This window comes from Bacteroides sp. D22, from assembly GCF_000163675.1.
Taxonomy (GTDB): Bacteria; Bacteroidota; Bacteroidia; order Bacteroidales; family Bacteroidaceae; genus Bacteroides; species Bacteroides xylanisolvens.
Genome location: NZ_GG774822.1, coordinates 42645 through 56487 on the forward strand (window position 1 = coordinate 42645; position 13843 = coordinate 56487).

A 13843-nucleotide genomic window follows, 5' to 3' on the forward strand; every position below is an offset into this window, starting at 1 on the left:
TCGGTGTAGCGTTATTACTGAACCTCTGACAGTAGAACTTCAGTGAAGACTGATAAACATCGCAGATATACATATATATTTTTATAAGTTTTAGCTCTTTCTCCTTGGGAATCATAATTAGAATAATGAGTGGTTTTATTCTTCTAACATACTGATTTTCAAGGAGATTAAGAAATAAATAAATGAGATAATTAATTGAATAATAACAATTTAACTAACTGAATCAGCTAGTGATTTCAACTACTGATTCGCATAATGAATAAGATTATATACAATTCCGGAAAAACTCGCGCATTTCACGACGTCCCAGAAACAGATGGTTTTCCACCGTCCTGCAACTTAAATTCAGTTCATTTGCGATTTCCGGAGACGTTTTATTTTCGAAGCGGTTCAATGTATAAATTAACCGACGTTGTTCGGGCATAGCAGCCAAGCGAGTCCGTTCCATTGTCATTAAATCATCACCGATAATTTTTTCTTCGGTTTCATTGGTAGAAGTGGACATAGTATCATAGATGTAGCTGTCTATCTCCTGTTTCTTATAATAACGACGGATATAGTCGATCACAATATTGCGGGCAATGGTGAACAAGAAATATTTCACAGTGTCCGGACGGAGCATTTGCTTGTAGTCCAGCAGACGTACAAATACATCCTGGGTTAGATCCTCCGCTTCGTAGCGATGAGTGATACGATAAGTAATATAGGTAAGAATCACCTGATAATATTCTTCATAAGAACGGGTGATAATGTTGTCGGAAGTGTTAGCTGTTGTCTCCATAATACTATCTTTTTCGGTTTTGATCACGATGCAAATATAGAGGTGATTTTGGATATATCAGCTAGAAAATAAAGCAGATCAATCTCAATGAATCTAGGTAGACTCATTTAAATATACAACTCTAATTATCAATATATTACGTTTACAAAAAAGAGAGTATCACTTTATAAAATGAGACTCAAATCACTCAAATCAACGTATCTTTGCTCCACTTATGCTCGTTTGCTCCCATCCTCTTCCCCTCTTCAATTTTATTATTTGATCGTTTCATTGTCACATCAAGGCTATTAATGAAGTACGAACATTAATAGATAAGTTCCGTTTCATTAAAGATAAACTTGCTTTGCACTTATTGCAAAGTTACATTTGATTAAGGGTAAACTATAAATGAAAGCTTCAATTATATAATTGCAAGCTTTGTTTTTATAAACGCAAGTTTCATTTATAAAAACAAAGCTTGCGTTTATAGATTACTCCCTATAAAAAACAACTTTGCAATAGGAGCAAAAGAAGTTTATATAGGGAGAAGAAGAACTTATCTATTAATAGATTACGAGAAAAAGACTAGTAAAAGGAAAATCCACTTGGTGAAGGGAGGTCCTTCACCCTCTAACCCCGATGAATAGGGCGGTGTGAAGGGTGAAAGGGATATGAGTATAAAATAGATTTCAGTGATAATAAGTCGAAAAGTTACTCTTCTTTGGCTGTTCCACCTATACTACGAATATATTCATTCGGAGTGACTCCCGTACTCTTTTTGAATGAACGGAAAAAAGAAGCACGAGAACTGAAGCCGCAAAGTTCTGCCAGTGCCGTTAATGTATAGCGGGAATATTGACTATCTACCACCATTTTCTTAAATTGAGTGACGCGGTATTCGTTTATAAAGTCATAATAAGACTGATTGAGATATTGATTCAAAAGATACGATAATGAATGCGAAGAAGTATCCAAAGCAGAAGCCAGGTCGCCCATTTTCAAATCAGGATTAATATATGGCTTTTCTTTCTCCACATAAGCAACCAGTTTCTTATGGAGCTCTTTACATTCTTCTTCAGTCAGCCTGTTAGTTTTATACTTTTCTTCGGTTGCAGCGATAGAAGACTCTTCAGAAATCACTTCCGCTTGTTCTATCGTTCGGTCTTTCTGCTGTGTCTTCTCTATGGACGCGGAGATTGCCGATGCAGGAGAAGTAAGCAGGCGGCGCATACGATTCCACACATAATATCGTATAAAAGCAATAATGCCTACAATTAATAAAACAGAAAGTGCCCATCCCCACCAAGGTATCATAGGACGCACCGTCACTTGATAAACAGCTTCCGACTGTTCATTTCCCGGAAGGCGCACACGGAACGTATACGTTCCGGAAGATAATCCATAATAGGAAACCTCATTCTGCGCAGCCAATAGTTTCCAGTCTTTATCCACTCCTTCCAACTGATATTCGTACAATAGAGCAGAAGGCAGACCATAAGCAAAATCCGTAAAGCAGAAAGTCAGATTATTCTGATTATATTTTAAAGACGGGTTGGTAAAAGAAATGCCATTAGCCAATATATCCGTAAACACAATCGGACGGACTTTACCACGCACTTCATCCACCCGCTTCGGATCGACATAAATCAAACCTTTGGTGTTGCCGAACCATAATATTCCTTTTTCATCTTTATAAGCAGCCCCATTCGTAAAAGTGGGTCCCGGTACTCCATCATTGAAAGTGAAGGCATCGTACTCTTCTCCTTCTTCCTTTATACGTAACAATCCATCATTGCAAGCCACCCACAACCAACCCTGGTTATCTTCCACAATCGACATCAGCGAATTGTCAGGAAGCGTAGAAAAGACGGAACGATTCCGAAAACGATCCATCGTTAAAGTAGAGGTAAACAGACTTCCCTTTTCACGAATAAAATAAAGGTTGTGTCCGGCATCTTCATAAATGGTGCGCACCTTATCCCTATGCACAAATCCTTCAGGGAACACATTAGATCGTAAACTTTGAGAAGCAGGATCATATATACACATGCCGGTTTCCGTGGCAATCCATCCTTTGCCGGTAGAGTCAAAACTAACTTCATAAACGTTACCTTCCGGCAATTGGGAATTGGCGCTGGTAAAGTGTTTGATCTGCTTTGCCTGTCTATTATAACAGAACAATCCCTGTGAAGTGCCTATCCAGAGATTTCCTTTCTCATCCGGTCGCACACAAAAGATATGTCCTTTCTGAAACAGCTCTGCATCTCCATCTCCTCCCTGGGCAAAATATTTTAGAGATAACGTCTCCGGATTCAACACCATCATACCTCCGCCATACGTACCGATATAATATTCGCCTTCATAAAAGCAAATTGTCAATATCAAATCTGAAGTCAAAACAGGTTTCACAAAACTCTTTACGACTCCGGTAGTTTCATTTATATAATACAAACCATCACGTGAACCGATGACCTTTTCGTGTCCTCTGTTGACATAAGAACGAATGGAAAGATTGGCAGAGTTAAACAGAGGAGGATAAGCATAAGTTTGGAAAAGACCATTCTGATAAAGTGAATAATCTAAACCTGCCTGAAAGTGCCCCACCCAAACAGCACCTCTGTCATCCACCAATAGTGAATAAATGGAATTACTGCGAATACCTTCTTTATCACTTACATCGTGACAAAAACGACGTGTCACTTGTTGGGCTTTATGCGAAAGGAAATGAACGCCATTGCCATCTGTTGCTATATATACAGTCTCCTTTCCATCACTGGATATGTCGGAAATGACATCACAGCCTAAAGATACTGTATGCGAAAAGCTCTTTTTGTTTATATCGAAACGAACTACTCCCTGGCTCATTGTACCTAGATAAAGGGTTTCTCCAATACGAGTCAGGCAGCGGAAGTAATCGGCCTCGGGAACATTCTCCTGGAAATGCCAGGAATCAATCTTACCATCTTTCAATGAATAAGAGAATAAACCTTGCACTGTAGCCAGCCATAACGCACTTTTATCTTCATTCAGACAGAGATCCATAATTCGATTACAGGCAGCCAGCATATTCCGGTCGGTCAATACTTGGAGCAATTGCCCGTCCTCTTGGATGAACAATCCTTTCTCCGTACCGATATAGAGAATATCTCCATCCGGAAGTAAGGTATTTACAGCAAAATCTATCTTTTCGGGAACAATTCTCTCCAACTGGCCGTTCGCACGATTCAGACGCCAAAGTCCGATACCGTTTCCTACCCAAAGCTGATTGTCGGCTGTTTCCGTGATGCAGTTCACCCGTTTCTTTCTTCCGGAATCCACGCCTCGAAATTCATAATGGCGAACTTTCACACCATCAAAACGATCAAGACAATTATCTGTTCCTAGCCATACAAAACCTTCCGAGTCTTTATAAATGGCGTTCACCAATAGCCCGGACAGTCCATCGGACATGACTACATTACGAAATGTATAATTCTGGGCTTGCAGATTTACACCACAAACCAAGTATATGATTAAAAGAATCAGATATTTAATCGTGTTCTTCACTTACAACCGCTTCCTTTCATATTAAACATGTGACAAACATACATAAAAATCTCCAAAAGAGCACATTCCTTCTTATAAAAAAAGTCTCCCCTTTGTATCTGTTATATGTGATAAACAAATACGAAGAGGAGAAATTATTTACTCAATGCTATTGAAGATTTATTGATATTTCACTTTCACATGAGCGTTTTTGTAAACAACAGGGAAGTTATTACCATTCACAATAACAGTTGTCGGTTTCTTCTCACTTCTGAACGTTGCATGGAAAAAAACAATGCAGGCCTTGTTCTATAATATATTAATCAGTTACAATATTATTCTTTATTGAGCGCTTTTCAAAAATTCTTCCAATGCAGCATTAAATTCTTCCGGGCGTTCCATATTCAGCATGTGTCCGCAATCGTCAATTACTTTCAGTTTTCCATTGGGAAGATATTGTAAAATGGGAGGTTCTTTTGAGAATCGGTTACCGGAAGAATGACCTTCAACAATTAAAGCAGGTACATCGGGATGATTCTTTTTCAATTTCTCGATGGCATCCAAACCAGCTACCACCCGTACTTCTTTGTGTAAAGGTTGCCACGCATCCCACTCATCGATCATTTTCCATAGAGACTCACGCATTCGTTCACGCTGACTTCCACCGGATTTCATCAATCCTTCAAACCACTCTTTCTTCATCACATCTACCCCTTTCTCTTTCAAAGCAGCAATCTCCTTATCACGTACTCTTGCTTCTTCCGGAGTCATCGGTTCACTTGGGCCTTTCGATTTCCGAATGTTTCCACTGGCTAAAAAAGCAGATAACATCCGGTCAGGGAAATACGCCAACATATCAGCAGTAATAAACCCACCCAAAGAAAGTCCGACGATATGCGCTTTCTTGATGTGCAAAGAATCCATCAAAGTAACTAAATCTTCAGCGTGTGTGAATTGATAGTCTTCCGTTTGTGAAGACGAAATGCCATATCCTCTCAAATCATAGCGGATCACACGATATTTTTTTGCCAGTACGGAAAATTGTTCATCCCACATACGATGATCCAAAGAATGACCATGAACAAGGATGACGGGAGCACCTGTGCCGGCTTCCTCATAGTAAAGAGAACCGTTGCCCACTTCAACGCGGCCTTGTTTCACAACCAACGGATGTCCCTTTACAATCTCTGAAACAGTTCTCGAAATTACAGGACTACCATAAAAAGATGAGAAACCATCTTCTTTACTGGAAGCACCGACTACATGAGCAATAAAGAAGCCATAAACATTCTCCCGTTTATTGATCCACGGGTAAGCGCCAGCCCATCCTGGTGAACTGATTTGATAGGCTTCTCCTGTCTTTTTATCGACCAGTTCACGCCACTCACCTAATCCGTAAATGCCATTATGAGACTGTCCCAATGCTCTTTCCGTATATTCTCCGGGAGAAACAACAGCATTTTTCACTTGGTCGGCCTGCATTTCCTTTACAGTCTCGGTTGTCAGTATCCGCTTATCATGATATATTCCTTCGTGATAAATCATAGACAGGAAATGAATATAATCGTTCAAGGTAGTACACAGACCACCACCTAACATCGGGGCATGTCCGCCATCTGTATTTATCGGAGTAAAATGAGAATTTTTCATTTCTAATGGCTGTGCTAATAATTCCTGAAAAAGAGTTTCAAACTCTTTCCCCATTGCCACTTCCGCCATTCTTCCGGCAATCTGCATGGCAAGCCCTCCATACTGAAACCGGCTTCCCGGAGTAAAAACCGTATCTAACGGCAATATCTCAATAATGGCGGAATCCAGATGATTGTAATTATCTACACGCGGTTCAGGAAGATAGGGACGCACTCCGGAAGTATGAGATAACAATTGTCGCAAAAGGATTTTACCTTTGGCTTCTCCTTTAAATTCCGGCAACCACTTCTCCACAGGGTCATCCCAGTCCAAACTGGTACTATCCACAACCGCTCCGATAACAGCAGCCGCCACCCATTTTCCGGCAGAGGCTACGTATACTTTTGTATCAGGAGTATAGCTACCATAGTTCTTCTGAAAAATGACAGAATCATTCTTTACTACACAGATAGAAGCACCTGGATAGTACTCTTTACTCACCCAGCCTTGAATAACAGAATCTAATGAAGAGAAGTTATAACGACTCCCTTGTACGGATGATACATTGCAGGAACCTGCAATAAAACAGATACTTATAAAAATTATGATTAATAATCTTCCCTTCATTTTCGTTATCTATTAACTTCGTATTAAACACAAATTACACGAACTACGCTGTTGTTTGATGCAATTATATTTGATGCAATTATAATTATAAAACCGCGTAATTCGTGTAATTCGTTCTTGAATTTTTCTATTTCGACTGCAAATCCCAATATACCACATAACGCTGATGATGCAAATCATAAAGCGGACGAATCACATCTCCTTGTTCTGTTGTAAATTTCAGTTCTTTTCCTGTACGCTGCAAAGTACGTTCCGGATGTTTCATATCTACTTTCAATGAGGTACGCAAATCGGCAGGCACATGGAAATTATAAGTATAATAATCATTATAAAGAGCAGGATTAGAGAAAGGTGCGGGAACCTGCATACCTTCTGTACCCCGTTCTCCGGCAAGCACTAACGGGCCATACAATAAAGCTACCTTATTCGGATTATCGGGAGTGGCTTCCAATGCAATCTGCATCGGGTAAGTAGCCGAGATACGGTCATTATCTTTCCAGTCACGGGTGATAGCGATGTAAGAACCTGGCTTTTGTTTTACTGCCACTTTTTTACCGTTCACAAGAACTTCCGCTTTTTTACTCCATGAAGGATATCTTAGATAAACAGTAGTACGAACCGGTTTCTCGGCACGAATAGTAAACCGGGTCGTTTCCTCTTTCGGAAATCCCGTTTCCTGGAGAAGGGTTAATCCTTTTTCTTTCCAGGTGACTTGGGAAGGAATAAACAGATTTACGTAGATTCCCTGGTTGTTGTGGTAGTAGATAGCTTCTCCATATTTAGCATGATTTTCGAATCCGCTGCCGACACAACACCAGAAAGAGTTCTCTTTGGTACTATACAGTTTATGTGAGCCCGAAAGTAAGGGTAAGAAATAAGTAACCATTCCTGTTTCCGGATCTTGCTGTCCCAGGATATGATTATATAGTGCCCTTTCATAATAATCGGCAATAGATGAATCGCCCGTCCAACAGAAAAGATGACGACTAAGTTTCAACATATTATAAGTACAGCAGGTTTCTCCGGTATAGCCGGTCAAGTGTTTAGAAAATTTCTTCGGGTCGAAAAAATGCTCCTTATCACTACTGCATCCCGGAGCAAAAGTATGGTGGTCAATCATGGTATGCCAGAAGAATTCCGAGAGCTTTTTGCTGGTCTCATTCTCTGTCAGTTCATAGTTACGCGCTTCGGCTATGACTTTCGGGATAAACGTATTCGTATGTTTGGTTCCCAAATCGTCCCGAAGTTCTTTCAACGGGTCAATTACATCATTATGGTAGAAATATTCGGCCAACCAACGGTAACGTTCATCTCCTGTGATAGCATACAAATTGTAGAATGATTCGTTGACACCTCCAAACTCATTGCGTATCATGAGTTTGCGGGTTTCTTCACTAAGTGGTTTCAGTTTGTTATAAGCCCAGTCGCCCATTTTGGTCACTGTTTTCAAAGCCTGCTGATTATCCGCATACAGATATTGGTCTATCAGGCCGGAATAAAGCTTATGCAAAGTGTACCAAGGTGCCCAAACACTCTTTCCCCGGATATTTCGGTTTATCAGTTCTTCGGGAAAAGCACTTAAATATCCGCCTTTCAAAGCATTCTGAACTTCGGTCAGCCCGTTGACAAGGCTATCCCCTTTCAGCTTGAAAATCTCACTTCCGGTAGCGGCATACATCAAAGCGTAAGCCGAAAGCAGATGTCCGGTAGTATGTCCGCGAAGTTCACAGTCCAAGGATTCCCAACCACCGAGTTTTTTCACTGTCATATAACCGCCTTCACGACCGGCAAAGACTCCGGCATTTGTCCGGAAGCTATGCAGCAAACGATTCACATCAATGGAAGTCATCCATACAGAATCCCGCAACATATTGTCACGAAAACGACTCGGTAATAAACGGACGTCTTTCAAATCAAAACTTTCTACCCGAACAGGAGCCACTGTCTCTTTTTTCATTTTCCCCTGGTGCTGTCCGGGGTACACAGATTGAGCCGACGATATAGCCGATACTGCCAATAATGCGATTGCAACTAAAGATTTCTTATTCATAATCATTTTTAATATCCTTATTTATTATTGGATACGAATAGACTCCGCCTATTACTCAATGCCCAAAAACGAATTCCAACTTATAGTGCCATAATCTTTCATTTATCAATTGCCTATTGATAAATGAAGAAACTCCGTTCTACCGATTCGGCTGTCTGCACTTCTCCTGCCAATCCATATTGCCATGCCACCACAGTCACTTTCAATGGGAACTTACTGCGTGGGGGAATTCGAGTAAATACCAACTTGTTTCCCTCTATTTCTGCCGGCCCTTCTTTCACGTAGTAATATACGGGTAGCCCGCAATCGGAGGTTGCATGTAAAGAGATAGTTTCCGTGCCTTTCCTCACATCGTCAAGACCCGGGAAAAGAATATGCTGGCGTTTACCTTCCGTATTGCGATAGGGAATCCGGAAACTAAGTTCCTGAACAGTGCTTTTATAGTGCTTGTCACCATCATTACCGGCTAGAAGGCAAATATCTCCCGTACGACGCTGATTGTACATTCCCATACGGTAGAAACGGACAGTAAAGGTTGTGTCGTTCACTTTCTGAACCGGGCCACAGATACGGGTTATTTCAGGAGAAGTGAGCGAATGTTCGTCAGAAATTGCAGTATGCAAGCTATCCGTATATACAGCTTTCAGATGAAAAGTCAATCCGTCTTTTTCCGGCAGGAAGCGGGCGGCAACTTTCGCATGGGATTTGGGATTATATGTGAGTAATTGCCCCTTTTGTACGAAACCTAAATATTGTGGTTTCTTACCTCTTCCCCGGCGATAGCGTTCTTCCGTCATTTCAGCCATTTCCTTATCGAAATACCAGAATGCATCGTGCGAGTCTCCTTTATACTCTTTATAAGGAGCAGCTTTTGCACGTTTCTTCTGATTCGGATGCCACCTTTCGGCAAGCCAGCCATTCTGCGGATTCAGCTTCTTCAATTCCACAGGCTTATTCAAATCATACGTTGCAGGCATACGATATTCCAGTGCTTTTTTTAAGAACAACGCAATATAACCAGCGGTGCGGTCGGCTATATCGAAATGTCCTCGTCCTGTGTCGCAAAGGAAAGAGACGCAACTTTTAGGATACATCATACGGAATGCCAAAGCCGGATTTACACGGTCTTCCCACCATTCGTATTCGCCTTCAATCATCAATCCAGGGATGCCGTCAATCGTACGTTTCCCCCACTCCATATTGTCACGACCATGTCCGGTAAGGTTAGTGCGTGGCGCATCTCCATGCAAAGAGATAATGGCTAATGTGCGGTCGGGATTCCATGCTGCGAAGTTCCACGGATAGGTAGCCATTGCCGAATGTCCTAAAGGGACAATAGGCGCATATTTCAATTCACTATAGCCACTGACATTCGCAAAATCCTCCATCATCTTTTCAAAGGCTTCCTGACATCCGGTAGTTATATCCCATCTTTGATCCCATCCAGGGGTAATCCATATCAGTGCTATACCCGTTTCTGATAATCTTTCACGAAATAGAGAATTTTCAAACAAAGTCTCCTCTGTCATATTATGATTGCCTATTATCACAGCTTTCACTTGAGTACAATCGGAAGGTATCCACAAGAATGCTTGCGGATGATCGTTCGTTTCGTTGGAAATAATACTTGGTAGTTGTACAGACCACTGCCATTCGGCTGCTATAATGCTGGGTAACAGAATAACGGACATTATTCCAAACACCAAAAATCGAAGTAGTTTCATGTTTAATTCATTTATCATTGTTTTATATAATACGCAGCAGGAAGAAAGTATACTCAACCGAAAAATACAAAAAAACTATTATTATAGGAAGCCTTTCACTGACTATTCCATAAAAACGTTGTATCTTTATTCTCAATTTAAGAAAGGAGTGATATGGATTTACGTACAGCAAACGTAACAAGATATATTCTTCCCTTGCGGGAAGGAGGGTCATTGCCGGCTTTGGCTGAAGCGGATGATGAATTTAAATATGTCGTAAAATTCAGAGGAGCAGGACATGGGACTAAAGCCCTTATTGCCGAATTGATAGGGGGAGAAATAGCCCGTACACTGGGATTCAGAGTTCCGGAGATTATATTTTTGAATCTGGATGAGGCTTTCGGACGGACAGAAGCGGATGAAGAAATACAGGATTTACTGCAATGGAGCCGTGGGTTGAACATGGGTCTGCATTTCCTGTCCGGTTCATTGACGTTCGACCCTGTTGTGCATAAGGTGGACGGTAAAACTGCTTCGCAAATTGTATGGCTGGATGCATTATTGACCAATGTAGACCGTACAATCAAGAATACGAATATGCTGATGTGGCATAAAGAATTGTGGTTAATCGATCATGGAGCTTCCCTTTATTTCCATCATTCGTGGACGAATTGGCAGAAACACGCACTTAGTCCGTTCGTACAAATAAAAGATCATGTACTATTACCGTTTGCCGATCAGCTGGAAGAAGTAGACGCAACATTCAAACAACTACTTACCGATGACAAGATACGGGAGATAGTCAATGCCGTCCCTGACGACTGGCTGAACTGGACGGAAGGACAGGAAACTCCGCAAGACTTGAGAGATGTTTATATTCAATTTTTAGAAGAAAGGATCAAGCATTCCGAAATATTTGTAAATGAAGCGCAAAATGCAAGAAAGGCACTTATATGAATACGCAGTTATCCGTTTCGTTCCTAAAGTAGAACGTGAGGAATTTATCAATGTAGGTATTGTACTGTTTTCCAAACGGTGCAAATATCTCAAATCTCTTTATACAATAGATGAAAACAAATTGAAACTGTTCTCTTCCGAATTGGACATCAACTGTCTGATAGAAGGTCTGAAAGTCTTCGACAAGATTTGTCAGGGAAATAAAGAAGGAGGAGTTATTGCCAATATGGATATTCCGGATCGCTTCCGGTGGCTGACTGCGGTAAAAAGCTCCTGTATTCAAGTGTCCCGTCCTCATCCGGGATTCTCTACAGATTTAGATAATACTTTAGAAAGGTTATTCAAGGAATTAGTTCTTTAATTCCTTGAACAACCTTTCCACTCAATGAATGAGAAAACTCTCTTCTTCTCTCATTACACCCCGGAAATGGTGAAGTGGTTGATTAATTACAGCAAATAATACCTCACTATATTTTTCAGGCACGGATTACACGGATTTCACGGTTTTAGAAATGATGGTTGCATAAAGCAACAGTGTAATCTGCGTTATCTGTGCCTAAAAAGAAACATAAACTTGCCTACTTAAGCGGAATAAAATGCAATGCGGCTCCGCCACTTGCTTTTAGCTTCAAAACAAGCTTATCTCCGGCTTTTATCTTCTTATGAGTACTGCGTACTTTCGTTCGTGTATTCAGCTTGTTATCATCTTCGTACAGGTGAAGCATATACTTCTTACCCGCTTCCAGAAAATCCGTAGTCAATGTAATTGTGCGGGCTTCCGTATTCGTCATTGCTCCTACAAACCAGTCATTCCCCGAACGACGTGCCTGAACGATATACTCACCAATTTCTCCATCAAGCGCACGGCTATCGTCCCATACACTTGGAATGGCTTTCCAAAATTCGAGTTCTTCTTCTCCTTTATAAAATTCAGGCCGGTCATACCAGAACATAAACTGCAAAGGACTGTAATACACTGCTGCCATTGCCAACTGATGCGCTTTCGTATTCTTCACTCTGCCATTAAAATAACACAGTGTATAATCCGCAGCGCCTGCCAGGAAACGTGTATACGGAAGAATCGTGTTATGTAAAGCATCCGGCATCTCTTCATTGCCACCGATGCCTTCCTGTGTCATCAAGTTAGGATAAGTACGGCTGAAACCTGTCGGACGATATTCGTCATGAATATCTACCATCAGACCATATTCTCCACATTTACGAACTGCATCATGCAGCCAAGTACTCCAACGCTGATTACCTATCTGTACAAAACCGAACTTGATACCTTTCAATCCCCATTTTTTATACAAAGGCAACAGAGTATCCAACTGCTGCACTAATGCACGCTGATTGACATACACCATAAGTCCGATTCCTTTCGATTCGGCATATTTACACAAAGCGGGTATATCAAGGTCTTTATCCGGAGAAACAGTAGTAGCGTCCGAACTCATTTTCATCTCTGGTCCGTACCATCCTGCATCCATGTGCACATACTGAATACCACGTTCTGCCGCAAAGTCAATGGCTGCTTTTACTCTATCTTGTTTCAAGTCGCCCGAACGGAATACCTTCCCGGGTTTAATCCAAGAAGTATCAGCCAGTTTGCAAGCCGGATTCAGATTCAAGACAATATCATTGTTATTAATTAAATCGACCGGACGTTCGCCAACCATGATTACACGCCAAGGAGTACTGTAAGGAGAAATAATATCAACACTACTATACAGGCTTGTCTCCAAAGTGGAAGGTTTCTCTGCCGATAAACGGAATTTACCACGAACATAATCCACCATTTCCGCTTCCAACAAAGCTACAGATAATCCATCAGGCAGTTTCAAGGTCAAAGGACGCTCACTCTCCTCTTTGCCCCATCCTTTCAACGGACGAAGTTCATAAGGTCCTTGCGCCCAACGTTCATAATACGCCATCGTTCCTTCAGGCATTGTGAAGCTAGTCTGCTCACCGACGATATGCAAGAAAAGCCCGTTTGTCATTTCCGGAAAATGATAGCGGAAAGCAACTCCTTCATTATAGGCACGAACTATGATATTCATAAAGTAATTCTTACGCTTATCATAACCACCGTCCTGATTGCCATTTCCTTCTCCCTTCTTGAGTTTCAAAGTCATCTCATTGTAGCAATCACGTACTTCTGCACGTTCGCCATATACAGGCTTCCATCTCTCGTCCGTCTTTTGATGTTCAGTCTCTGTCAACTTCAGATTCTCACACCAAAAATGACAAGTATCATTCGGTATACCCAACGCCGATTCAAATAACTGATTTTCAATCAGAACACCCAGTTTACTTTCTTCAATCACCGGACGATTCTTATAAGTCAAGGTATAATACATTTGTGCATTATCCTCTCCCACCGCACGTTGATAAAAGGTAAAACGATAAGCTCCATCAGGAGACGTCAGTTCCTGACGGGTTTCTGTCATCACATCTTGCGCTTTTACCAATGCCGGTATCACCAACAACAAAAGCAAAATTCTTTTCTTCATTCTATTTACGTTCATGTTTATTCATCTTTCCTAATTATATACGAACGAGGAAGAAATTATACTCAAATGTTTATTGCCT

At 41.1% G+C, this 13843-nt stretch carries 8 protein-coding genes and 1 pseudogene; 2 read left to right on the forward strand and 7 right to left on the reverse strand.

Annotated elements, in window-relative coordinates; all coding sequences use genetic code 11:
* From HMPREF0106_RS28345 to HMPREF0106_RS03630, 6 genes and pseudogenes are all read right to left on the reverse strand, one after another.
* Positions 1–115, reverse strand: a pseudogene (locus tag HMPREF0106_RS28345) (transposase); the annotation flags it as partial.
* Positions 116–265: 150 nt separating this feature from the next.
* A complete protein-coding gene (locus HMPREF0106_RS03650) occupies positions 266–781 on the reverse strand; it encodes an RNA polymerase sigma-70 factor (protein ID WP_008021654.1) in 516 nt (171 codons plus the stop codon).
* A 690-nt stretch (positions 782–1471) separates the two neighbouring features.
* Positions 1472–4306 (reverse strand): two-component regulator propeller domain-containing protein, encoded by a 2835-nt coding sequence (locus HMPREF0106_RS03645; RefSeq protein WP_009040937.1) that lies wholly within the window; start codon positions 4304–4306, stop codon positions 1472–1474.
* 321 nt (positions 4307–4627) lie between these two features.
* On the reverse strand, positions 4628–6541 hold the full coding sequence (locus tag HMPREF0106_RS03640) for an alpha/beta fold hydrolase (protein WP_009040938.1): 1914 nt from the start codon (positions 6539–6541) through the stop codon (positions 4628–4630).
* A gap of 127 nt (positions 6542–6668) precedes the next feature.
* Positions 6669–8597 (reverse strand): glycoside hydrolase family 127 protein, encoded by a 1929-nt coding sequence (locus HMPREF0106_RS03635; RefSeq protein ID WP_009040939.1) that lies wholly within the window; start codon positions 8595–8597, stop codon positions 6669–6671.
* 107 nt (positions 8598–8704) lie between these two features.
* Positions 8705–10315: a hypothetical protein gene (locus HMPREF0106_RS03630; RefSeq protein WP_009040940.1), complete on the reverse strand. Its 1611-nt coding sequence runs from the start codon at positions 10313–10315 to the stop codon at positions 8705–8707.
* 153 nt (positions 10316–10468) lie between these two features.
* Here HMPREF0106_RS03630 and HMPREF0106_RS03625 point away from each other — a divergent pair, with 153 nt between their 5' ends.
* Positions 10469–11251 (forward strand): HipA family kinase, encoded by a 783-nt coding sequence (locus HMPREF0106_RS03625; protein WP_004316035.1) that lies wholly within the window; start codon positions 10469–10471, stop codon positions 11249–11251.
* Positions 11229–11612, forward strand: a complete 384-nt coding sequence (locus HMPREF0106_RS03620) for a DUF3037 domain-containing protein (protein ID WP_004316036.1) — start codon at positions 11229–11231, stop codon at positions 11610–11612. Before HMPREF0106_RS03625 ends, HMPREF0106_RS03620 begins: the two co-directional genes overlap by 23 nt.
* Before the next feature lie 217 nt (positions 11613–11829).
* Here HMPREF0106_RS03620 and HMPREF0106_RS03615 read toward each other — a convergent pair whose 3' ends face one another.
* Positions 11830–13779, reverse strand: a complete 1950-nt coding sequence (locus tag HMPREF0106_RS03615) for a glycoside hydrolase family 97 protein (protein ID WP_009040941.1) — start codon at positions 13777–13779, stop codon at positions 11830–11832.
* Between the last annotated feature and the right edge of the window lie 64 nt (positions 13780–13843).